Origin of the sequence: Nonomuraea solani, from assembly GCF_900108335.1 — a bacterium.
In the GTDB taxonomy this organism is placed as follows: domain Bacteria; phylum Actinomycetota; class Actinomycetes; order Streptosporangiales; family Streptosporangiaceae; genus Nonomuraea; species Nonomuraea solani.
The window spans coordinates 760,339-782,427 of the sequence record NZ_FNVT01000001.1; the positions used below are offsets into that span (position 1 = coordinate 760,339).

The 22,089-nt window shown below is 72.8% G+C and carries 18 protein-coding genes; 14 read left to right on the plus strand and 4 right to left on the minus strand.

Annotated features, from left to right (window positions below):
• Positions 1 to 10 precede the first annotated feature (10 nt).
• The 5 genes from C4V41_RS03410 (at position 11) to C4V41_RS03430 (ending at position 6,965) form a co-directional block, all read left to right on the plus strand.
• Positions 11 to 751, plus strand: coding sequence for a class I SAM-dependent methyltransferase (locus C4V41_RS03410; RefSeq protein WP_103954212.1), 741 nt, complete (start codon positions 11 to 13; stop codon positions 749 to 751).
• 50 nt (positions 752 to 801) lie between these two features.
• Positions 802 to 1,185, plus strand: coding sequence for a YbaB/EbfC family nucleoid-associated protein (locus C4V41_RS03415; RefSeq protein ID WP_146103511.1), 384 nt, complete (start codon positions 802 to 804; stop codon positions 1,183 to 1,185).
• Between the two features lie 104 nt (positions 1,186 to 1,289).
• A complete protein-coding gene (locus tag C4V41_RS03420) occupies positions 1,290 to 3,476 on the plus strand; it encodes a hypothetical protein (protein ID WP_103954214.1) in 2,187 nt (728 codons plus the stop codon).
• The gene (locus C4V41_RS03425; protein ID WP_103954215.1) at positions 3,473 to 4,597 is read left to right on the plus strand and encodes a DUF58 domain-containing protein; all 1,125 of its coding nucleotides are present in this window, start codon (positions 3,473 to 3,475) and stop codon (positions 4,595 to 4,597) included. The genes C4V41_RS03420 and C4V41_RS03425 overlap by 4 nt, the downstream gene beginning before the upstream one ends.
• Before the next feature lie 265 nt (positions 4,598 to 4,862).
• Positions 4,863 to 6,965: a DUF3488 and transglutaminase-like domain-containing protein gene (locus tag C4V41_RS03430; protein WP_103954216.1), complete on the plus strand. Its 2,103-nt coding sequence runs from the start codon at positions 4,863 to 4,865 to the stop codon at positions 6,963 to 6,965.
• Between the two features lie 297 nt (positions 6,966 to 7,262).
• On the opposite strand, the gene C4V41_RS03435 is transcribed toward C4V41_RS03430, so the two are convergent.
• Genes C4V41_RS03435 through C4V41_RS60585 form a run of 3 tightly spaced genes read right to left on the minus strand, consistent with a single transcriptional unit; the run spans position 7,263 to position 11,313 of the window.
• The gene (locus C4V41_RS03435; RefSeq protein ID WP_103954217.1) at positions 7,263 to 9,485 is read right to left on the minus strand and encodes a protein kinase domain-containing protein; all 2,223 of its coding nucleotides are present in this window, start codon (positions 9,483 to 9,485) and stop codon (positions 7,263 to 7,265) included.
• Positions 9,482 to 10,699: a hypothetical protein gene (locus C4V41_RS03440; protein WP_103954218.1), complete on the minus strand. Its 1,218-nt coding sequence runs from the start codon at positions 10,697 to 10,699 to the stop codon at positions 9,482 to 9,484. Before C4V41_RS03440 ends, C4V41_RS03435 begins: the two co-directional genes overlap by 4 nt.
• Positions 10,696 to 11,313, minus strand: a complete 618-nt coding sequence (locus C4V41_RS60585; RefSeq protein ID WP_146103512.1) for a hypothetical protein — start codon at positions 11,311 to 11,313, stop codon at positions 10,696 to 10,698. Before C4V41_RS60585 ends, C4V41_RS03440 begins: the two co-directional genes overlap by 4 nt.
• Before the next feature lie 131 nt (positions 11,314 to 11,444).
• Here C4V41_RS60585 and mycP point away from each other — a divergent pair, with 131 nt between their 5' ends.
• The 8 genes from mycP (at position 11,445) to C4V41_RS03485 (ending at position 16,470) form a co-directional block, all read left to right on the plus strand.
• Positions 11,445 to 12,599 (plus strand): type VII secretion-associated serine protease mycosin, encoded by a 1,155-nt coding sequence (gene mycP / locus C4V41_RS03450; RefSeq protein WP_160150155.1) that lies wholly within the window; start codon positions 11,445 to 11,447, stop codon positions 12,597 to 12,599.
• Between the two features lie 81 nt (positions 12,600 to 12,680).
• Complete coding sequence (locus C4V41_RS03455) at positions 12,681 to 13,004, plus strand: WXG100 family type VII secretion target (protein ID WP_103954221.1); 324 nt, start codon at positions 12,681 to 12,683, stop codon at positions 13,002 to 13,004.
• 16 nt (positions 13,005 to 13,020) lie between these two features.
• Positions 13,021 to 13,320, plus strand: coding sequence for a WXG100 family type VII secretion target (locus C4V41_RS03460; protein ID WP_103954222.1), 300 nt, complete (start codon positions 13,021 to 13,023; stop codon positions 13,318 to 13,320).
• A gap of 5 nt (positions 13,321 to 13,325) precedes the next feature.
• The gene (locus C4V41_RS03465; RefSeq protein ID WP_103954223.1) at positions 13,326 to 13,664 is read left to right on the plus strand and encodes a hypothetical protein; all 339 of its coding nucleotides are present in this window, start codon (positions 13,326 to 13,328) and stop codon (positions 13,662 to 13,664) included.
• Positions 13,665 to 13,719: 55 nt separating this feature from the next.
• Complete coding sequence (locus C4V41_RS03470) at positions 13,720 to 15,003, plus strand: WXG100 family type VII secretion target (protein ID WP_103954224.1); 1,284 nt, start codon at positions 13,720 to 13,722, stop codon at positions 15,001 to 15,003.
• A gap of 2 nt (positions 15,004 to 15,005) precedes the next feature.
• A complete protein-coding gene (locus C4V41_RS03475) occupies positions 15,006 to 15,341 on the plus strand; it encodes a hypothetical protein (RefSeq protein ID WP_103954225.1) in 336 nt (111 codons plus the stop codon).
• 11 nt (positions 15,342 to 15,352) lie between these two features.
• A complete protein-coding gene (locus C4V41_RS03480) occupies positions 15,353 to 16,054 on the plus strand; it encodes a hypothetical protein (protein ID WP_103954226.1) in 702 nt (233 codons plus the stop codon).
• A complete protein-coding gene (locus C4V41_RS03485) occupies positions 16,051 to 16,470 on the plus strand; it encodes a hypothetical protein (RefSeq protein WP_146103513.1) in 420 nt (139 codons plus the stop codon). Before C4V41_RS03480 ends, C4V41_RS03485 begins: the two co-directional genes overlap by 4 nt.
• A 42-nt stretch (positions 16,471 to 16,512) precedes the next feature.
• Here the strand turns inward: C4V41_RS03485 and eccCa are convergent, their stop codons facing one another.
• Positions 16,513 to 20,499, minus strand: coding sequence for a type VII secretion protein EccCa (eccCa, locus tag C4V41_RS03490; protein ID WP_235029884.1), 3,987 nt, complete (start codon positions 20,497 to 20,499; stop codon positions 16,513 to 16,515).
• Between the two features lie 103 nt (positions 20,500 to 20,602).
• On the opposite strand from eccCa, the gene eccD reads away from it, so the two are divergent.
• The gene (eccD, locus tag C4V41_RS03495) at positions 20,603 to 21,985 is read left to right on the plus strand and encodes a type VII secretion integral membrane protein EccD (RefSeq protein ID WP_103954228.1); all 1,383 of its coding nucleotides are present in this window, start codon (positions 20,603 to 20,605) and stop codon (positions 21,983 to 21,985) included.
• Positions 21,986 to 22,089: the final 104 nt, after the last annotated feature.

Consider the following 22,089-nt stretch of genomic DNA (forward strand, 5'->3'; position numbering starts at 1 on the left):
GATCCCGGCCATGGATTTCGAGCAACGGATCGACGAGGCGCTGGGCACCCCGTTCGAGGGCTGGGACTTCTCGATCTTTCGTGGCCGGATGACCGACGACGGCGGTTTGCCGTGGGACTACGGGGAACTGGTGCGGGAGCGGCTTCCGGAGGCCACCGCGCTGCTCGACCTCGACACGGGAGGCGGTGAGCTGCTGGCCTCGTTCGCCCCGCTGCCGCCCAGGACGGCGGCGACCGAGGGCCACCCGCCGAACCTCCCGATCGCCCGCGCCCGCCTGGAGCCCCTGGGCGCCGAGGTCGCCGAGCATTCGCGCTCGTTCGCCGATGGCTCTTTCGACCTGGTCCTCAACCGGCACGGGGCGTGCGACGCGCGGGAGATCGGGCGCCTGCTGGCGCCCGGCGGCGTGTTCGTCACCCAGCAGGTCGCCGGCCGCGACCTGGAGGAGGTCAACGCCGCGCTGGACGGCCCGCCGCACGTGGACGTGGACTGGGACCTCGCCACGGCGGCCGCCGCCCTTTCCGGCGCCGGCCTGGAGGTCACCTGGCGGCAGGAGGCGGTCTACATCACGACTTTTCATGACATCGGGGCGCTGGTGCTGTTCCTGCGTGTCGTCTCGTGGCAGGTCCCCGGCTTCACCCCGGAGAAGTACGCCGGCCGGCTGCGCGCCCTGCACGAGGACATGGAGAACGGCCGCCCGCTCCGCGCGACCGCCCGCCGTTTCGCCCTGCGGGCCCGCGCCGCGCTCGCGTGAACAGTTCAAATTTTTTCGAAGTGGCGGCCGTCGCCCGTACGCTCCCCGGCATGAACGACTTCGACCCCGAAGACCTGGAACGGATCACGACGCGGGCCGAGGAGATGCTGGCCCGCGCCGAGGAGCTCAAGAGCGAGATCGACGTGGTGGCCGGGCGCGGTGAGGCGGCGGACGGGCAGGTGCGCGTGACGGCCGGCGCGTCGGGCCGGCTGCTGGACGTCGTGCTCGCGCCGCGCGCCATGCGCTTGGACAGCGTGCGCCTGGCCGAGGCCGTGCTGCGGGCCGCTCAGGAGGCCCAGGACGACGTGGCCAGGCGGGTGGACGAGATGATGGAGCGGACCCTGGGCGGCACGGACGTGCCGGAGGAGCGGTTCGCCGACGTACTGGAGTCGCTGGAGTCGGACCTGAGGGCCATCGAGGACGAGCGGCGCTGATCTCGACATTTCCAGGTTATTTGAAGGGATGCCGAGACCTGGGGGCGTCGCCCTAGTGTGTCCGCGGATACGTGTGCGTACGGGGTCTCGCGGGATGTGAATCGGTGGCCATTCGGTGGCGAAGCGCGACAGGGCGGCGGGCGGCGGGAATCGTCGCGGCCGTCCTGGTCGCCGTGCTGGTGGGAGTCGGCCTGTTCCTGGGTACGGGCGTCTCCAGCGCCCGGCCCAAGCTGGCCGACGTGGGGGCCTGGCTGGCCAGCGCGCTCAACGGCGAGGTGGTGCACGCCAACGGCCTGTCCGGGCAGGTGGACGGCCGGGTTGACCTGGCCTCCGCCGGCGGCCAGGAGCTCAAGGTGGTGCAGGACGGCGACAACGTGCTCGTCATGGACGAGTCCACGGGCAAGGTCAGCCGCATCGACCCCACCCAGTTGGAGGTCGCCCAGACCGGGACGCTCGGCGCGGGCGGCATGCAGATCGTGATGGGGGCCGGGAAGGCGTACGGCGTGGATCCGCGCGCCGGCACCGTCCAGCAGCTCGACCCGCTGACCGTGGACACGATCGGCGCCCCGATCGCCCTCAAGCCGCCGCTCGGCCAGGCGGGCATCGACAAGAACGGCACACTCTGGGTGCCGGTGCCCGAGCAGGGCTCGCTGGTCCAGGTGAACGGCGCCCAGCAGGGCAAGGCCGTGACGGTCGGCGAGGCCGGTGACCCGCTGACGTTGACGATCGCGAACGGTGTCCCGCTGGTCACCAACTCCGCGTCCGCGTCCGCGATGGTGATCGGCTCGACCGGCACCCGGCTCCAGGTGAGCCTGCCCAGCACTGTCACCGACGCGGGCGGCGGCGGCCTGCTGGTCCCGGCCGTGGCCGAGAGCCAGGTCGTGCCGATCCTGGCGCCGAAGCAGGGCGCGCTCGTCCTGGTGGACACCGCCAGCGGCGCGCTGACGACGGTGTCGGTGAAGGGCGGCAAGCTGGGCGCGCCGCAGGCGCTCGGGCGGCGGATCTACATCGCCGATGAGAGCACGGGCCGGCTGATCGTGTACGACACGGTGGCCAAGCGGTTCGACCCGGAGAAGGTGGTCACGGGCAAGCCCGGGCCGCTGGAGGTGTTCGTCAAGGACGGGCTGCTCTGGGTGAACGACCAGTTCAGCGAGACCGCCCTGGTCATCGAGCAGGACGGCAGGGGGCACCGGGTCGGCAAGTACGACGAGGCGCTCGGCCAGAAGGACACGCCCACGCCGCTGCCGATCCCGAGCTCCATGCCGACGGTGGTCCAGCCGACCGTGGTGCCGACGGTGGTGCCGACCAAGAACCCCACGGGCAAGCCGACATCGGTCCCGACGAAGACGAAGACGGCCGTACCGACCGTGACCGTGACGAAGACCCCGACCGCCAAGCCCACGCCCACTCCTTCGGAGACCGAGACGCCCACTCCCACCCCGACTCCGACCCCGACCCCGACGCCCAAGGTCACGCCGGATCCGCCCGGGACGGTCACGGCCAACTCCGGGCCCGGCTGGATGGAGATCGTCTTCACGCCGTCGGGCAAGGGCGACGTCACCGGCTACTCGCTGCAGGGCGCGCCCTCCGGCGCCGACGTCACCCCGTCCCGGGTGCAGCCGGACGGCCCGTTCCAGTTCAAGGTGACCGGCGGGCAGTGCAGCCAGGAGTACTCGTTCAAGGTCGCCGCCGAGTACGACGGTGGCGAGGTGGTGTCCGCGGCCTCGATCCCGGTACGCCCCTGCGTCGCCCCCGGCCGGCCGTCGAACTTCGCCGCCAAGGGCAAGAACCACGGGGCCGACCTGACCTGGTCGGCGCCGGAGAACGCCAAGGACGGCGTCACGTACCAGCTCGAAGGCCCCGGCGAGCACCCGGCCGCGCCCGAGGGCACCAGCGCGGAGGTGACCGGGCTGAAGAACGGCCAGTCCTACACCTGGACGCTGCGCGCGAAGAACGAGGCGGGCGAGAGCCAGGAGCGGGCCGAGGCTACGGCGCAGCTCACGCCGCAGTCCGCGCAGTTCAGCAACGCCAACAACGACGACAGGGACACGCTCATCCGTTCCGGACCCAGCGCGGGCGCGGAGGTCGGCCGCATCCCGAAGGGCGAGTACATCACCATGACCGTGCTCTGCCAGCAGAAGGGCGCCGCCTTCACCGACAACGACACGGGGATGAGCAGTGACGTCTGGAACAAGGTGGAGTCCAGCCGGGGCAACGGCTGGCTCAACGACGTGCTCATGAACACCCCGAAGGGGGGCTTCCCGGCGGCCCCGCTCTGGGAATGTGAATGATCACGCGGGCGGGGTGGGGCCTGGCGGCCGCTTCGGTGCTGGTGTACGCCGTGGGCGCGCCCCTCGGCTACGCCCAGGCGGCGGTCCTGGCCCTGACCGGGGTGGCCGCCGTCGGGGCCGGGGCGCTGTGGACGCTGCGCGGGGTCCGGCTGGAGGTGCGGCGCGAAGTGACACCCGTCAAGGTGGCCCGGGGGGAGCCGGCGGTGGCGATTCTGCACGTGCGCAACACCGGGCGCTGGCGGCACGCCGGGCTCCTGGCGCGCGACGTGTGCCGGGGCACGACGGTGACGGTCGAGGTGCCGGCGCTGGCGCGGCACACGGCGCGGACGGTGTCGTACCGGCTGCCGACCCGCCGGCGGGGGGAGACGCCGGTGGGGCCGCTGCTGCTCGACCGGGTGGACCCGTTCGGGCTGGCGCGGCGCTCGGTCGCGTACGGGCGGCCCGACATGCTGCTGGTGCGGCCGCGTACCGTGGTGCTCGCGCCCCTGCGCTCCGGGCGGCAGCGCCACCTCGACGGGCTGACCTCCCGCTCGGCGCCCTCCGGCGCGAGCAGCTTCAAGGGCCTGCGCGAGTACGTGATCGGCGACGACCTGCGGCACGTCCACTGGCGTTCGACGGCCAGGACCGGGACCCTCATGGTCAAGGAGCTGACCGACGTCAACCTGCCGGACACGGTCACCATCCTGGACACCCGGCCGTCGTCGTACGAAGGGGACGACGAGTTCGAGCTGGCCGTGGACGTGGCGGCGTCGGCGGCCTGCGCGGTCACCCGGGACCGCTTCCCGGTGCGGGTGCTGACGGGGATGGGGGAACTGGTGCACGCGAAGGGCGGGCCCGGCGAGGACGAGGAGGTGCTCGACCGGCTGGCGCTGGTGGAGCGCGAGGCCGCCGCCGAACCGCCGCTGCACGCGCTGCGGCGGGCGGGCTCCGGTGGGGCGCTGGTGCTGGTCAGCGGGACGTTCGCGGCCCTGCCCGACGCGGCGGCGGTGCGGCGGCGCTTCGACCAGGTGCTGTTCGTCCGGGTGGGCGACCCGACGGACGGGGGGCCGCCGCGGGCGGCCGGGGTGAACGTCATCGAGGTGGCCGACCTTGAGGAGCTGGCGGCGGCATGGCCGGGCTGACCCGATGAACGGCACCGGCCACCCCCGGCTCACCCACCCGGCCCCGCCCCCGGCCGGCGGGATCGGCTCCGCGTTCGCGCCCACACCCGGGACCGGTCCTCCGGGTTCACCACCCGCTGGGACCGGTTCTGCGTCCGCGCCTGACCCTTCGGTTCCGGCACCCGCTGGGACCGGTTCGTCACCGGCTTCCGCGCCGTCTGGTTCGTCGCCGGTTTCCGGTTCGTCGGATTCGCGGCCCGTTGTGCGGGAGTCGTGGGGGCGGCGGGTGGCGTCCGTCGTGGTGGTGGCGTTGCTCTGCGGGGCGGCGGGGATGGCGTTCGACGGGGTGTTCCCGCTCGCGGCGTTGCCGCCCGTGGTGGCCGTCGCGGCGGTGGCGCCCGGTGTGCTGGCGATGCTGCGGTTGCCGCTGTGGGGAGCGATACCTGTCAGCGTGCTGGCCTGGCTCGTGGCGGTGTCGGCGACGATCTTCCGGGCGGAGGCGTGGCTGGGGTTCGTGCCCAGTCCGGCCGCCGTACGGGCCGCGCTGCTCGGGGTGCGGGACGCCGGTGGCCGGCTGCTGACCACGATTCTGCCGGCCGCCCCGGACAGCAGGGCCATCGTGCTGGTCAGCTTCCTCGTGTGGGCCGCGACCTTCGCCGGGTGCGAGCTCGCGCTGCGGACCAGGGCCGTCATGCTGCCCGCCGTGGCGGCGCTGCCCGTGCTGGCCGTCGCCGTCGTGCTCGGGGTCGCGGGTGCGGGGTCGGTGGTGCCGTACGCGGCCGTGTTCGCGGGGCTGGCGCTGCTGCTCGCGCTGGTCAGGACCTCGCGGTCGGCCGGGACGCTGGCTTTGGGGGTGCCGCTGCTCGCCTGCCTGGTGCTGGGCGCCGTGGTCGCGGCTCCCGTACTGCCCATGGCCGAGCGTCCGTACGATGTGCGCCGGCTCGTCGAACAGCCCCCGCCCCAGCCGATCAGAGGCGTGAGCGCGCTGGACCAGGTGTCGGCCTGGCTGCAGAACCCGCAGCGCGAGCTGTTCACCGTCCGTACGGCCTCCGAGGCGAACCTCCGGCTGGCGGTGCTCGACACGTTCGACGGGGTGACCTGGACGTCGAACGCCGGATTCGTCCCCACGGGCGGTCGCGTCCCCGGGCAGGAGGGCGAGCGCGACACCGTCGAGCAGCACTTCACCGTGCAGCGGCTGCCGGGGCCGTGGCTGCCCGCGGCGGACCGGCCGCTGCTGGCGAAGGGACCCGGCATCGTGGTCGATCCGGCGACCGGCATGCTGGCCAGCACGCAGGCGCGCGAAGGTCTGACATATCAGGTGACCTCGGGCATCCGCCAATACTCCACCGCGGAGCTGCGCGAGGCCACCCCCGCCGACGACCCGGCCGCGCGGCGGCTGCCCGACGGGCCCGACGGCCGTACGCCGCCGCAGCGCGCCCGCCTCGGCCAGATCGCCCGCCGGGCCACGGCCGGGGCGCGCAGCCCGACGCAGCAGGCCGCCAAGCTGGCCGCGTACCTGCGCAAGCTCGCCAAGAACGACGTCAACGCGCCGCCGGGGCACGGTTATCGCAGCGTCGAGTTCTTCCTTACGGAGTCGAAGCGGGGGACGACGGAGCAGTTCGCGGCCTCGTTCGCGCTGCTGGCGCGCTCGATCGGGCTGCCCAGCAGGATCGTCGTGGGCTTCCGGCCCGGGGCGGCCGAGGGCGGCCTGCGGCAGGTGCGGGCCGGGGATGTGCTGGCCTGGGCCGAGATCGAGTTCAAGGGGATCGGGTGGGTGCCGTTCTACCCGACGCCTTCGCGTACGCGGTCCGGTGGGGGTGGTGATGTCGTGGAGGGGGCGCCCAAGCAGGCCAGGGAGATCGAACAGGCCATCAACAGCGACTCCGCCCAGCCCAAACCAACCCAGAAACCCACCACCCGCCCCACCCCAACGGCCACACCTCGTCCGGGGACCGGGACCGGTCTTGTGGTGTGGGCCGTGGTGCCGGCCGCTGTGCTGGTGGTCTATCTGCTCGGCGTGGGCTTGGTGCCGCCCATACGGCGCTGGCGCCGCCGCCGGGCCTCCTCACCGGCGGCCCGGGTGGTGGGGGCGTGGCGCCAGACGGTCACCCGGTTGCGGGGGGCCGGGATCCCGGTCGCGTCGGGGGCGCTGACGGCCGGGGAGGTGGCGTCCGTGGCGGAGACCGCCCTGGGGCCCGCGGCCCGCGAACCGCTGACGGCACTCGCCGACCTGGCGAACCTGGCCACGTTCGGCGGCGCCCCCATGGACCAGGCCGACGCCGACCTGTCCTGGCGCCACTTCGGCGAGATCGACACGCTGGTCAGACGACGGGTCGGGACGCTGCGCAGACTGGGACACCGGCTGTCGCCACGATCCCTACTCGGATAGCCCCTGCTCAGCCAGAACGCTCCTCGGGCAGGGGTCTACGCGGGGTGCCGCCGCTCGCGCAGGTCCGGAGCTGCTCGGGGAGGTCGTGCTCAGGGCAGGGCGCTGCTCTGGCGGGTCGTACTCAGACAGGGCGCGTTTGGGGGAGGGCCTGCCCCGACCAGGTCCTGTGCGGCCGGACCAGGTCCTGTGCGGCCGGACCAGGTCCTGTGCGGCCGGACCAGGTCCTGTGCGGCCCGACCGGGTCCTGTGCGGCCGGACCGGGTCCTGTGCGGGCAGGGCAGGGCTTGGTCGGTGAGGTCAGGAGGGCGGTGGGGTGGCCAGGGGGAGCACGATCGGGGGCTGGACCTCCTCGTCCTGGCCGCCGCCCGCCTCGGCGGCGCCCCGGATGCACAGGGCCGACGACCAGGCCACGGAGGACGGCTGGCCCAGGCTGACCACGCTGCCGACCTTGAAGCAGTAGCCGGTCGCCGGGTTCAGGTTGCCGATCGTGTAGGAGTTACCGCCGCCGGTGGTCGCCGACATCAGGCGGTCGCCGGGGGCCTGCTGGATCACCACGGGGTAGTCGCTCTTGCGCACGGCCTTCCAGGACAGGGTCACGGTGGTGCCGTTGTCGGACACCACCTTGAGACTTTTGGGCCGGTACGCGGCCACCACGGCCGGATCAGCGGTCCGCTGGAGCGGGGGCGGTGACGTGGCGGGGCCGGCGGACGGTTCCGACTGAGCCTGGTCCGGCTGCTCGGCGGGTGTCTGGTCCGCCGGATTCTGGTCTGCCGGATTCTGGTCTGCCGGCAAACGGCCATCGCCCTGGGACGGTGCCACGGTGGGCACACCATCGGACGTTCCATTGGACCCAGCGTCGGACCCGCCATCGGCTGTGCCATCGGGCTGGGCTTCGGCCGGGGCACCCGCGGTCGCGGCGACGGGCTGCTGGGACAGGGGCTCCTGCAGTCGACCGCTCATCGCCAGGGCCACACCGCCCACCCCCACCAGCACCGCCAGCCCGGCCGCCCCCGCGATCAGCAACGGGACCCGCCTGTTCCGCCCACCCTGAGCGTCCACCGGCGCCTGGGGCACGGCGGCGTTGGTGGAAGGAGGCAGGAACGGCTGCGGCCCGGCCGGCGGTCTGACCTGCGACCGATCTGGATCAACCGTCCAAACCAGCTCCCGCGGCCCTGACCGCTCGGCCCCCGTCCCGTCACCCTCGGGCACCGCGCCAAGCGGCTGGCCCAACTCGGTGACGGGCGGTCGAGCGGTAGCCGGACGACCTGGCCCAACAACGGCCAGGCGACTCGCGAGAGACTGCTCCGGACCACTACCGGTGGCCGAAACGCGGCCCCCGGACGGCAGCCCAGAATCGGCCAGGTGGCCGGCGAAGGGGTGGTCCGGGCCGGAGGCCGTGGGTGGGCGGCCTGGGCCGGTGGTGCCGGTGGTCGGGTGGCCTGCGCCGGTCGTCGCGGTGGCCGGGTGGCCCGCAGCGGGTTGGCCGGGGCCGGTGGCCGTGGGTGGGCGGCTCGGGCCGGTGGTTGATGGGCGGGCGGCGGGTGACGGGCCGGGGTCGGCCAGGTGGTCGGCGAAGGGGTGGTCCGGGCCGGTGGCCGTGGGTGGTCGGCCTGGGCCGGTGGTGCCGGTGAGTGGGCGGCCTGATCCGGAGGTGGCTGTGGGTGGGTGGCCTGGGCCGGTCGTTGTGGCGATCGGGTGGGCTGGGCCGGTGGTGGATGAGCTGAGGGAGGTCAGGGCTGTGGTGAGGTCGGTGGCGGTGGGGCGGGCAGCGGGGTCCTTGGACATGGCCTGGGTCAGGGCCTGGGCGAGGTCCGCAGGGACGGTGGGTGGGAAGGGCGGGGGGTTCTCGGTGAGGACGCCGAGGACGAAGCGGGCCGTGCTGCCAGGCCCGTCCAGGGCGAACGCCGGACGGCCCACGAGCAGCTCGTATGCCATCGAAGCCAGCCCGTACACATCCGAGGCCGGCTGCGGCGGGTGGCCTTCGAGTTCCTCGGGTGAGGCGTGCGGCGAGGGCAGCGTCCCGTCCGGGAGCTCGACGATCGACATCAGGGCCGACATCGCGAACCCCGTCAGCATCACCCCCGTCCCCGTCATGACGACGTTCTCCGGCTTGACGCGCCCGTGCACCCCGCCGGCCCCATGGGTGGCCGCGAGGGCGCGCGCCACCGCGCGCAGCAGCCCCATGGCCTGCTCCAGCGGCATCGGCAGGCTACGCCCCGGCCGTTCGGCCAGCGTGAGTCCCTCGTGCAGGGGCGTCACCAGGAACGGCCGTCCGTCCCCCGTCGCCCCCACCTCCAGCACCGGGATGACGCCTTCGTGGGCGGCCAGTTCGTCGGGGAAGCCGAAGCCGCGGATGATCCGCTTCAGCGCCCGCTTGTCCACCTGGTGACAGGCGAGCGTCTTGACCAGCACCTCCGCCCCGCCCGCGTCGGCTCGGGCGAGGTGTACGGCCCAGGGACCGTCCTGACCGGCCCGCTCCAGCAGCCGGTAGCCGCGGACCCGTTCGGTGATGACCGTCATGCGATCACGGACGGGCCGCCCATGTCATCGCTCTCGAACGCCTCGTCCTCCACCAGCGGCAGCCGGTCGCGCTCCCGATCACGCTCCTGGTTGCCCTGCCCGCCGCCCATCATCGGCGGCATCATGCCCATCGGCATGCCGGCCGCCCCGACTCGTGCGCCGCCGAGGCCCTGCGCGCCCGCGGTGCCGAACGGCGTGACCGGCGAACTGCCAGGGGACATGCTGGGGCCGCCAAGGGAGCCGCCGGGCGGCTGGCCCGGCAGGCCCGTCGGCGGCACGCCCGGATAGGGCTGCAGGCTGGACAGGTCCGTCGTGGTGGGGGTGGTCAGCGGGGGGACGTTGGGCGTGTTGAGTCCGGGAGCCTTCAGATCGGGGGTCTGTGGCGTCTGGAGAGACGGGTCCCGCAGCGACGGGTTCTGCAGCGACGGGTCCTGGAGAGATGGGTTCTGCAGCGACGGGTCGGTGAGGGACGGGTCCTTGAGAGACGGGTCTTTGAGGGACGGGTCGTCGAGGCCGGGGATGTTCGGGTTCCCGAGGCCGTCCGGCGTGCCGAAGCCCGGAGTTCCGTACGGCGAGGGCAGCCCGGCCCCCGAGTACGGATCACCGGTCAAGCCGCCGGGCGGCAGGCCCAGGGACGGGCCGAGCGAAGGATCGGTCATGCTCACCTGGGGCGCGTTGGAGCGCTGCTCCACGTAGCCTTCGACGGCGTGATAGACGTCCCCCATGTACGCGTTGAGCAGCCGGAGATGATGGCGCGCGAGGGCGTGGCCGTTGTCCTCGACGGCGCCGAAGCTGTCGAAGAGGTCGTCGTCCAGGCTGACCGAGCCCGTCCCCGGGACGTTGCCCTTGAACCAGGGGAGCACCTGGGCGCCGTACCACTCCAAGGGCCGGCCGACCGTCGTGGCGGCGGCGTGGATCCGGGCGAGGTCCTTCTGCAGCTCGCCGATGGTCTCGAAGATGCCCTTCAGCGACTCCCCGCCGAGCGTTTCCGAGATGGCACGGGCCTGCGCGCTCAGCTCTCCCACCGACTCCTCGCACATCCGGGCGATCGCCAGGTAGTTCCGCCCGGCCTGCGCGATCCGTTCCGGCTCGGTCGCCTGGAGGAGCGCGGCGACGCCCTCGCTGCTCTCCGAGTCCCCGACGCCGAGCGGCCTGACGCCCCCGGGTTGCGGAGCCCGGCCGGACATGAGCGCTTCCTCGAAGTGGCCGCTCATGTACGCGTCCTCAGGTCGTTCGCGACGGATCCGTCCGCCGCCTTGGCCGACTTCACGGTCTGGTCGAGGGCCTCCACCACGGCCGCGTACACCGTCCACACCCGCCGGGTGGCGCCCTCCAGCGTGGCCTGCGCCTGGACCGTGGTCGCCAGCAGGTCGTCGGCGGCCTCCCAGGAGCCGAGGTCGCGCTGGTCGAGCCTGGACAGGTCGAGCAGGGCCTTGATTCCCGTCGTGCCCTCGCCCTCGCCTTGGAGACGGGCCAGGTCCGCGCGGAGCCTCTCCACGGGGGACGTCGGCCGCGCCTTGCCGGTGGCCGGGTCCTCGTAGGCGTCGAGGTCGATGAACAGCTCCCTCTTCGCCGCTCCGGGATTGACCGGATGGTCGGCGAGCAGCTTCTTGCCCTCCAGGTCCGGCGCCTGCGCGTAAGGCTGGCCGGGATAGGCGCCCTTTCCGTAGTCGACGAGGTGATCGGCGTAGGCGTCTTCGATGGTGTCGGCTTCGAAGTCGTACTCGGTGCCGGAGCCGCCACCTTCGTAGCTCTTGGTGTTCTGCTCCCGTTGCAGGTACGACCGGCCGACCTGCGGCCGCTCCTCGTCCCCCTCAGGTGCCGCCATGCTCACTCTCCGCGTCCACGTCGACGGACATACCGACACCTGCCTATCCCGCAGGCCGCCGCGCAGCGCGTCATTTCAAGATATTTCTAAGAGAGCCCCGACAAATCGGAAATCTCGGCAGACTCCGTACCGTGCCTGTCCATTGGTACGGCGCCGTGGCCCTCGCCCTGGTGTTCGTCCCCACCCCGGCGCCCACGCGCCCGGTGACCTGCGACCCCGAACCGGGGATCGCCGAGGTCACCGGTACGCCGTGGGCGCAGGAGCGGCTGCGGTTCCAGCGGGTGTGGCGGCTCACCAAGGGCGAGGGCGTGGCGGTCGCCGTCGTGGACAGCGGCGTGGACGCCACTCACCCCCAGCTCGCCGGCGTCGTCACGCGCCAGGTGGACCTCACGGCCACCGACCAGCGCGACTGCGTCGGCCACGGTACGGCGGTGGCCGGGATCATCGCCGGCCGTGACCTCACCTCGCGCGGCGTGCCCGTGATGGGGGTCGCGCCGGCGGCCAGGATCCTGGCGATCAAGCAGACGCAGGGGCAGTCGGGCGACGTGTCGCGGCTGGCCGAGGGCATCAGGCGGGCGGCCGACCTGGGGGCGGACGTGATCAACGTGTCCGTGCAGGCCCACGACGCGCCCCAGCTCAAGGCGGCGGTGACGTACGCGCAGGCCAAGGACGCGGTCATCGTGGCGGCGGCGGGCAACGTCAAGCAGGAGGACGGGGCGGTCTCGCCCGCGTACCCGGCCGAGTATCCGGGTGTGGTCGCGGTCGGGTCCGCCTCGCCGGACGGTAAGAAGTCGGACTTCTCCAACGGCGCCACCCGCATCTCGGTCACCGCGCCGGGAGCCGGGGTCACGAGCGCGTGGACGGGGGGCGGGTACCGGACAGGTCTTGACGGCACCAGCTTCGCCGCGCCCTTCGTGGCCGGGGTGGCCGCCCTGGTCAGGGCCAGGCATCCGGACCTCGACCACTGGCAGGTCAAGCGCCGGCTGGAGCGGACGGCCGAGGGCGGGGGCGCGTCGGGCACCGGCGCCGGGCTCGTCAACCCGCTGCAGGCGGTCACATCGGTGCTCCCGGCGACCGAGGAGAAGGCGGCCGGCGCGGCGCCGGTCGTCCTGGCCCGGGCGCCGGTGCCCGACGAGCGAATGCGCGGCATCGCCCTCGGGATCGCCGGGGGCGCGGTCGGGGCCACCGGACTGGTGGTGTTCCTGGCGCTGACGCTGCCCAGAGGCCGCCGAAGGGGGTGGCGGGCCGGGAACACCGCGATATTTACAGGAAAGTTGAAATCGTAGCCAACTTAAACTCCGACCATTTACGTTGTTCAAAGATGAAACCCGATTTAATTCGGGTTCGCCAGATCTGAGAGGTACACGGTGGCAGAGCCGACCCGCTTCCAAGAAGGTAGCCAGCACAGCGCCGCAGAACGCGCGCTCACCGCCCACGGAACCATCACGCAAATTCACAACAGGCTCACCCAGATTCCCGCGACACTCGGCGGGGCCTGGCAGGGCGAGTCGGCGACCGTCTACACGCAGGTGCTCAACGAGTGGAACCCGCAGTTCAAGAAGGTCATCGACGCGCTGCACACGATCGCGGAGAACCTGAAGGCCTCGGGTATCCAGTACACCGAGGCGACCACCAGTTCGCGCGAGGTCGCCGAGAATCTCAGGGCGGCACTCGGCGGCGGCAAGATCTGACGAACGGAGAAATACCATGACCGGTGGCGGCGACATCATTCTCGCCAATTTCGACGAGATGGACGAGATCGCGTCAGAGCTCGGCCGGGCCTACGCGAACCTGGTCGGCGAACTGGCCGACCTGGAAAGCGACCTGAAGGTCCTCGAAACCTGGGACGGCTCGGCCAAGGACGTCTACATGGAGGCCAAGCGCCAGTGGAACGAGGCCGTGGTCACCATGGGCGACACCATGCAGCGCTTCGGCCCCGCCCTGCACGACGCGACCGAGATCATGCGGGACGCTGAGAACACCAACGTCCGCCGCTGGGGCACCTGAGCGGGGTGGACGAGCCGCTCATCGACCCGGCTACGGCCGGCGACAAGACGATGTGCAAGCCGGAGGCGCTGCGTGACGTGGCCGGCAAGCTCTCCAAAGACCTGTTGCCGGGGCTCACGGCGATCCGCGACCAGACGTACAGGCTGCCGGACGGAGCCGCGGGGGACTGGGACGTCGCCCTCGGATATACCGGCACCGTGAGCCGGGCCCATGAGGCCACCAGAGACTCGCTCCGGCTGGTCCTGGACCAGGTCCAGCGCGTGATCGATGATCTGGTCGCCACCGCGGACACCGTGCGGGAGGCCGACGAGCGGGCCGCCGGCGCGGCGCCGCGTAACGGATAGCCGCGTAACGAATAGCCGCACAAGGGATAGCCGCGTAAGAGATAGAGGGAAGGCGTTGCCGGAACCAGTACCGATCAAGGATAGCGGCCTGCCGGCCGGGGACGTCAGCTCCTACGGCGACCGCGATCGGATCAAGCAGCGCATCGAGCAGGCGAAACCGGGGGAGTTCCAGCCGGTCATGGACGCGTACGGCGCCGCGTCCACAGAGCTGACCGAGGCGATCGGCGCGCTGGCGGGCTACGCCGCCAACCTGGTGGCCGACGGGAACTGGGGCGGCGAGTCGGCCAGGGCGATGCTCACCCGGATGAACCGGCTGCAGACGTACATGCGGTCGTTGCGGGACGGCCTGAACGCCCTTCCGCCGGGTCTGCGGACGGTGCGCGACGCGCTGGTCACCGCGCAGCGGGACTTCGAGGGGGCCACGGCGCTGCGCGGCGACTGGACGGAGGCGGGCCCCGGATACGGGCAGATGACCTACAACGATCCGGATCAGGAGGCCCGCACCTTCATGGCGGCGCTCAATCCCAGCTACCACGCCGGGCACGACGCAATGCCGCAACGGCTGCCGTGGGACGAGGTGCTGGCCTCGCCCGAGCCCTACATGCCGCCGATCGAACGCCCGCCGGCGCCGGTACGGGGGAACGACCTGCCCTATGGTGACACCTCGCGCTCCGGCCTGGCGGAGACGTCCGGCCCGGCGGCCGCGGGGTCGCAGTCGGGCACGTCCACGGCGGCGGCACCCGGGAGCCCGGCTCAGCCCACTCCCGGGCCCACGCCCGGGTCCGCTCCCGGGCCCACGCCGCAGACTCCACCGCCCGCCGCGCCGCCACCCGTCACCGCCGCTCCGCCGGTGCCCGCTCCCGGCGGGACCGGGCTGCTCAGCGGCACCACCCCCGGCCAGACCGGCGCCGCCCGGCCGGGCACACCGGTGACCACACCCCCGGGAACCGCGCCACCGGGAACCACGGACGCCGACCGGCCGAAAAGTCCCGTGCCCACGCCCGCAGCCACCCCCACAGCACGCCGCGACAGCGCGCCCACCAGCGGTCAGCCCACCGGAAATCCGTACACCACGACCGCCCAGGAGGCCGCGTCGCAGGGTCCCAGCGTGCGGCCCGGCAGCGTGCCGGTGGTGGACGGCTCCTGGCCCGCCACCCGGTCGCCCGTGGCCGGGGCTCAGCCGGGCACGACGGGTATGGCCGGCATGCCGTTCATGCCCATGGGCGGCGGCATCCCGCAGGACGGGCAGAGCGCGGCCCGCCGGCCGGTCACCTCCAAGAGCCGTGACGACGACTTCTTCCAGCCGGACGTCGACCACGGCCCGCCGGTGGTGGGATAGCCATGGCCGGAGACAAGATCGCTGTCGAGGCCGAGTCCATCCGCGAGATGGGCCGCAACATGATTGACGAGCCCATGCGAGACCTCGACGAGCTGGCCAGGACCGTCGCGCGGATCGAGCTGTCCGCCGTCGGCGGCTACGGCGTCTTCGGCCTGCTCGGCAGCTCGCTGGGCGACGCGTTCGACGAGGTCAAGCTGGCCGCCCAGACTTACGTGGCGGACAAGCGCAAGCAGGTGGCCGACATCCACACCAAGGCGTACGACACGGCCAACGGCTACGTGGGTGGCGACACGGACGCCGCCACGATCGCCGCGAAGATGCCGACCATCCCGACGTAAGGCGACATCCCATGCTTGAACAACCCGAGTCCGTCTTCCAGGGCTCGACCATGGCCTTGACGGGCTCGCTGCTCCTGGGCATGGGCCGTGGCCGCCGCGCCGCGATGCTCCTGCCGCTCATGGCCGGCGACACCGGCCGGCAACGGGCGGCGGCCGACGGGTGGGACGAGGTGGCCCGGTCGTTGACCGCCCATCCGGACCTCGTGGAGCGTTCGGTCACCAACGTGAGCTGGACCGCGCCCAGCGCCGAGCTCTTCACCGGCACGATACGGGACTACGCCGACGACGCGGGGGACAAGGCGGCGTCGCCCAAGGCGTCGGCCGACGTCCTGCGGACCACGGCGAACGTCTACGACGTGCTCGGCCAGGCGGCCTTCGCCACCGGGGCGGCGATGCTCACGGCGGGATACATCTACCGGATGGCCCAGCTCAACGCGTTCACCAGGGTCCCGGCGGAGGTGGCCGCCACCTCGTTCGGGATCCGGGCGGACCAGCAGGCCGGGCAGCTCGCGAGCCGGGTCAGGGCGTTCGCGATGAGCGGCCAGGGCATCGTGGGCAAGGCGGTCGCGAAGCTGGCCCAGATGTCGGCGGGCAAGAAGGTCGTCCTGGGCGGGATCGCCGGGGTGACGGGCGGAATGATGGGCCAGTCCGCGGTCGCGGGCGAGTTCGGTGACACCGCGATCAAGCCGGCGGCCCCCGGGGTGAAGGCATGATGGAGGAGGCCATCGACCGGCTGATCGCCGACGCCCAGCGGCCCGCCGACGGGCTCGACGCCCTCTATCAGCAGATGCTCACGATCAAGGGCATCGCGCAGGACCCGGACAAACTGGTCACGGTCGAGTGCTCGTCCGAGGGCGTCACTGGCCTGGAGATCGACCCCCGGGCCATGCGCTGGGGCTCGCAGCGCCTGTCCGCGACGATCCTGACGCTGATCGCCGGCGCCCTGGTCGACATGCAGGCCAAGTCGGCCGCGCTCCTCGGCGACGCCCTGGGCGAGGGCCCGCTGGACCTGGCCGCCGAGAACAACCCGGCCGACGTGCACATGCGCGAGGCGGGCGAGGCGTACGAGGCCGCCATGGACCAGGCGATGGCCGAGCTCTCCAGGATCCAGCGCGACCTAGAACGCTAGCCGGGGCCTCCGAGAACCGCCGGGAGGGGCCGTCGAGAACCGCTAGCCGGGGCCTTCGAGATAGGCGGTCTGGACGAGCTTCTCGCCGGACCGCCTGTCCACGTAGAGGCCACGCCCGGGCGGCAACTGCCGTGGCCGTACATTCCCGAAGAGCTGTCCCTCGTCCCGGGGCCCCGACAACATCACGGCCGGCGAGTTCATCTCCTTCAGCCGCCGCACGACCGGGTCGAGCATGCCACGCCCCGCGCCGCCCATGGCCCGCGCCAGCACCACGTGCAGGCCGATGTCCCTGGCCTGCGGCAGCAGGTCGCCGAGGACGGTCAGCGGGTTGGCCGAGGTCGCCACGAGGTCGTAGTCGTCCACGATCACGTACAGGTCCTGCCCGGTCCACCAGCTACGGGTGCGGAGCTGCTCCGAGGTCAGGTCGGGCGGCGGCAGCCGGTCCTGCAGCACCTCGTGCACGCCCTTGAGCAGGGTCGTGGCGGCGGTGCTCGAGGCGGCGTACCCGACGCGGTGCTCGGTGTCGGTGGCGTCCAGGAGCGAGCGGCGGTAGTCGATGACGATGAAGCGCGCCTCCATCGGCGTGCGCGCGGTCGCGAGGCCGTGCGCGACGACCTTGAGCAGGTTGCTCTTGCCGCTCTCGGTGTCGCCGAACACCACGAAGTGCGGGTCGGCGTCGAAGTCGAGCAGCACCGGCGCCAGCGCGGCCTCGTCGATGCCGATCGGCACGCGGGTGCCGCCCTCCGGCGGGGCCGGCAGGGTGTGCGCGGGGAGCAGGGCGGGCAGCAGCCGTACGGGCGGCGCCGGGTGGTCGTGCCAGGCCGCCGCCGCGGCCGCCACCAGGGCGGACACCCCGTCGGACAGGTCGTCCACGGTGGAGCGGCCGTCGATGCGCGGCAGCGCGGCCAGGAAGTGCAGCGACTCTCTGGTCAGCCCGCGGCCCGGCGCCCGCTCGGGGACGTTCGCCGCCGCCTTGCGGTCGATCTCGGAGTCGAACGAGTCGCCGAGCCGCAGCTCCAGCCGGGTGGCGAGCAGGTCGCGCACGCCGGCCCGGAACTCCAGCCACCGGTTGGCGGTGCCGACGACGTGGACGCCGAAGCCCAGGCCGCGGGTGACCAGGTCGCCGAGGTCCGCCTCCAGCAGCTCGTACTCCTGGCGCAGGGTCGACCAGCCGTCCACCACCAGGAACACGTCGCCCCAGCCGTCGCCCTCGTAGGCACCCGAGGCGACCATCCTGCGGTAGGTGGCCATGGAGTCGATCCCGCGCTCGACGAACAGCCGTTCGCGCCGCTCTACGAGCGTCTTGACCTCGGCGACCGTCCTGCGCACCGCGTCGGCGTCCAGCCGGGTGGCCACGCCGCCGACGTGCGGCAGCCCGGACAGCGCCGACAGCGTGCCGCCGCCGAAGTCCAGGCAGTAGAACTGCACCTCCTTGGGGGTGTGCGTGAGCGCCAGCGAGGCGATCAGCGTGCGCAGCAGCGTGCTCTTGCCGGTCTGCGGCGCGCCCACGATCGCGACGTTGCCCGCCGCCCCCGACAGATCCAGCCAGTACGGGTCCCGCCGCTGGTCGAACGGGCTGTCCACGATCCCGGCCACGGCGTGCAGCCGCCCGGGCCGCTCCTGCCCCGTCCCGGCGGCGGTGAGCCCGTGTCCCGGCGTGGACTCGATGGCCGGCAGGAGCCGGTCGAGCGAGGAGGGCTCCTTCAGCGGCGGCAGCCAGATCCGGTGCGCGCCGGTGCCCTTCCCGGCCAGCCGGGACACCACGATGTCCAGCAGGCTGTCCTGGCGGCTCTTGTCCTCCACGACGGGCGGCGCCTCGGCCACGGGCGGCATGGGCACGCGGTCGGGGCCGTACCAGACGATCTTCCCGCGGTGCGCCGAGCGCGGCGCCGCGGCCTGTCCCTGCGCGACGGCCGCCCGGTACGGCCCCGACACGTACGCGGCCTTGAACCGCGTCATGCCCGTGGTCTCGAACATCAGGTACGCGTTGCCCGGCTCCGGCGGCAGCGAGTACGCGTCCGCCACCCCCAGCACGGCCCGGCTCTCGGCCGCCGAGAACGTCCGCAGCCCGATCCGGTACGACAAATGCGTGTCCAGCCCCCGCAGCCGCCCCGACTCCAGCCGCTGGGACGCCAGCAGCAGGTGCACCCCGAGCGACCGGCCCAGACGGCCGATCATCACGAACAGCTCGATGAACTCCGGCTTGGCCGTCAGCAGCTCGCTGAACTCGTCCAGCACGATGAACAGCGTCGGCAGCGGCCGCAGGTTCGCCCCCTGCTCGCGGGCCTGCTCGTAGTCGCGCAGCGAGGCGTAGTTACCGGCCGAGCGCAGCAGCTCCTGGCGGCGTACCATCTCGCCGTGCAGCGCGTCGTGCATGCGGTCGACCAGCGGCAGCTCGTCCTCCAGGTTGGTGATCACCGCGGAGACGTGCGGCAGCCCGTCCAGGCCGAGGAACGTGGCGCCGCCCTTGAAGTCGACGAGCACGAAGTTGAGCGTCTCGGACGAGTGCGTGATCGCCAGCGCCAGCACCAACGTGCGCAGCAGCTCCGACTTGCCCGAGCCGGTCGCGCCCACCACCAGCCCGTGCGGGCCCATCCCGCCCTGGGCCGCCTCCTTGATGTCCAGCTCGACGGGCCGCCCGTCGGCGCCCAGGCCGAGCGGCACCCGCAGCCGGTTCCTGACGGGCCGGGGCTGCCAGGTCGTCGTGGGGGAGAGCAGGCGGGGGTCGCCGATCCTGAGCAGGTCGGTGAGCGTGGTGTTCGTGGCGAACACATCCCGCTCCTCCTCGTTGCCGCCCGCCGAGGCGGCCCGCATCGGCGCGAGCTGCCTGACCAGCGCGGCGAACGCGGGCGGCCGCAGCCGGTCGGGCCGACCGAGCGTGGTCCTGACCTCCTTGCCGAGCTCGTCCTCCGCGACCCTGACCACGGCGTCCTCGCCGACGTCGAGACGCAGGGTGAGCTGCGAGGGCACGGGCGGGGTGACGCCGCCGACGTCGATCACGGTGACGCCCTCGATGACGTCCAGGGCGAGCTGGCTGCCCGCGGGCACCGTGCCGCCGTCCACGACCACCACGTGGTACGGCACCGCCTCCGGCGTCAGCCCCTTGCTGAACCGCGAGCGGTCCTTCAGCTCGAATCCCAGCAGGTCGTCCAGCTCGCCGAGGTCGCCGACGACCAGCCGTACCGGCCCGGCCCCGTCCTCCTCGGTGGGGTGCAGGGCGTGCGGCAGCCACTTCACCGGCTCCCACTCGCGGGCCCGGTCGCCCGCGGCGCACACCGAGATCCGCAGGTCCTCGGGCGAGTGCAGCGCCGCCGCCTGGGCCAGCGCCGCCCGTACGAGGTCGCGCGCCGCCCCCGGCTCGCCGGTGACCACGATCCGCGCGAAGGAGTGCAGCGCCAGCGCCACCGGCAGCCCGGGCACGGTGGCGTGCGTGCGGACGAACCGGCGCAGCGCCCCGGCGGTCACCGGGTCGAGGTCCTCGATCGGCCGGGTCTCCGGCGGGATCATCGGCAGCGCCAGCCGCTGCGCCGAGGTGGCGATCCTGATCTGGGCGAAGTCGTCGTCGCGGGGCCGGCGCTCCCACAGCCGCGTGGTCATCACCAGCGACCACAGGGCGGCCGGGTCGGGGTGGTTCCAGGTCATGGCCTTGTACTGCTGCGCGGCGGCGTTCCGTACCCGCTTCCTGACCTGCTCCAGGTAGCGGTAGTAGTCGCGGCGCTGGCCGTTGAGCTGGTTCTTGCGCTCGCCGGCGTTGCGCATCATCTGACCCACGCTCATGCCGACCATCGACACCGCGAACAGCCCGCTCGACACCAGCATGATCGGATTGCTGGTGTTGCCGCCGGTGAACATGAGCGCCATCGCCCCGGCCCCGGCGATCATGGGCAGATACGTCAGCAACTGCGACATCCCGCCGCCCGTGACGGTCTCGGGGATCTCCGGAGGAGACTCCAGGAGCACCTCGCCGCCAGGAGGCTCAGGCGGCCGGCGCCGCTCCGGCCTGCGCACCACGATCAGGCTGCCGCTCACGAGCCCCATGAAAGCCACTGACGTAGGGATATAGGCGACACTTCAAAATTCCTGAACGTTTTTCGCGCGTCGTTCCCGCCCCGCGCTCCCTACACTCGTCCGGGTGAGCGCCACCGGAACCGACCTGTGCCGGGTCACCGTCGTGACCCCGCGCGGATTCCTGGACCTGGGCCTGCCACCGGACATCCCGCTGGGCAACCTGCTGCCGACGCTGCTGCGCATCGCGGGAGAAGGGCTCGCGGAGGCGGGCCTGGCGCACGGCGGCTGGGTGCTCCAGCGGCTGGGCGGGCCGCCGTTCGACCCGAACGCGACCCTGTCGGAGCTGGCCGTGCACGACGGCGAGCTGCTGCACCTGCGCCCGCGCGGCCACGAGCTGCCCGAGGTCGTCTTCGACGACGTGGCGGACGCGGTGGCGACCGGCGTGCTGGAGCACACGGGGCGCTGGCGGCCGGCCACCACCAGGACCTACGGCCTGCGCGCCGCCGCCGCCCTGCTCGGGCTGGGCGCCGCCGCGCTGCCGCTGACCGGCCCGCCCTGGACACCGACCGCGCTGGTGGCGGGCGCCGTCGCGCTGGTCCTGCTGGTGGTGGCGGTGGCCCTGTCGCGGGCCCTGGGCGACGCCCGCTCGGGGGCGGTGATCGGGTACGCGGCCCTCCCGTACGGCTTCGTCGCCGGCCTGGTCGCCCCCGCCTCCGGCCAGGACATCCTCCAGCCGGCGACCCTGCTCTCGGCCTCGGGCGTGGTGCTGATGCTGGCCACGGCGACCGGGTTCGCGGTGGCGCAGGGGCTGCCCACGTTTCTCGGCCTGGCCGCCGCCGCGTTCTGCGGGCTGGTGGCCTCGGGCCTGGTCATGGCCTTCGACCTGGCCGGGGCGGGCGTGGCGGCGGTGCTGGCCGCGATCGCGGTGGGGCTGACGACGGCGATCCCCGCGCTGTCGTTCCGGCTGGCCGGGATGCCGCTGCCCGCGCTGCCGACCACGGCGGAGGAGCTGCGGCGCGAGAGCGGCGACCTGGACGGCGGGCTGGTGATCGACAAGACCGTGGTCGCCGACCGCTACTGCGCCGGGCTGCTCGGCGGCGTGGCGCTCGTCGTGCTCGGCGCCCAGGTGCTGCTCGTGCTGGAGGGCACCTGGTCCGCGTTCGCGATGAGCGCGGCGCTGTCGTTGTCGCTGCTCATGCGCGCCCGCGTCTTCGAGGGGCGCGGCCAGCGGACCTGGCTGCTGACCACGACCCTGCTCGGCGTGATCCTGCCGGCCGCCGCCCTGTCGCTCGGCGGGGGCGGGGCCCTGCTCTACGGGATCGTGCCGGGGCTGGTGGTGCTGGCCCTGGCCGTGGCGGGGTCGGCGCTGTGGCTCACGTCGGGACGCCCGTCGCCGTTCTGGGGCCGCGTGGGCGACATCTTCGACATCCTGCTGATGATCGCGCTGATCCCGCTCGCGCTGGCCGTCCTGGATCTTTACGAGACCATCCGCGGCCTGGTTGGCTGAACACGTTCTCCCCTCGTGCCGGCTAGACGGATGTCACCTGCCGGTTAGATCGAACGCGTATTCGAGTGTGGAATCGTCTCCTGGTGGCGGGGGCCCATTGACGC

Excerpts from the sequence above, each read along its gene's own strand:
- C4V41_RS03435 (WP_103954217.1), bottom strand. The coding sequence starts at position 9,485 with ATGACGGTCATCACCGAACGGGTCCGCGGCTACCGGCTGCTGGAGCGG.
- C4V41_RS03485 (WP_146103513.1), top strand. The coding sequence starts at position 16,051 with ATGATGGAGGAGGCCATCGACCGGCTGATCGCCGACGCCCAGCGGCCC.
- C4V41_RS03425 (WP_103954215.1), top strand. The coding sequence starts at position 3,473 with ATGATCACGCGGGCGGGGTGGGGCCTGGCGGCCGCTTCGGTGCTGGTG.
- C4V41_RS03475 (WP_103954225.1), top strand. The coding sequence starts at position 15,006 with ATGGCCGGAGACAAGATCGCTGTCGAGGCCGAGTCCATCCGCGAGATG.
- C4V41_RS03480 (WP_103954226.1), top strand. The coding sequence starts at position 15,353 with ATGCTTGAACAACCCGAGTCCGTCTTCCAGGGCTCGACCATGGCCTTG.
- C4V41_RS60585 (WP_146103512.1), bottom strand. The coding sequence starts at position 11,313 with ATGGCGGCACCTGAGGGGGACGAGGAGCGGCCGCAGGTCGGCCGGTCG.
- C4V41_RS03410 (WP_103954212.1), top strand. The coding sequence starts at position 11 with ATGGATTTCGAGCAACGGATCGACGAGGCGCTGGGCACCCCGTTCGAG.
- C4V41_RS03415 (WP_146103511.1), top strand. The coding sequence starts at position 802 with ATGAACGACTTCGACCCCGAAGACCTGGAACGGATCACGACGCGGGCC.
- C4V41_RS03460 (WP_103954222.1), top strand. The coding sequence starts at position 13,021 with ATGACCGGTGGCGGCGACATCATTCTCGCCAATTTCGACGAGATGGAC.
- C4V41_RS03440 (WP_103954218.1), bottom strand. The coding sequence starts at position 10,699 with ATGAGCGGCCACTTCGAGGAAGCGCTCATGTCCGGCCGGGCTCCGCAA.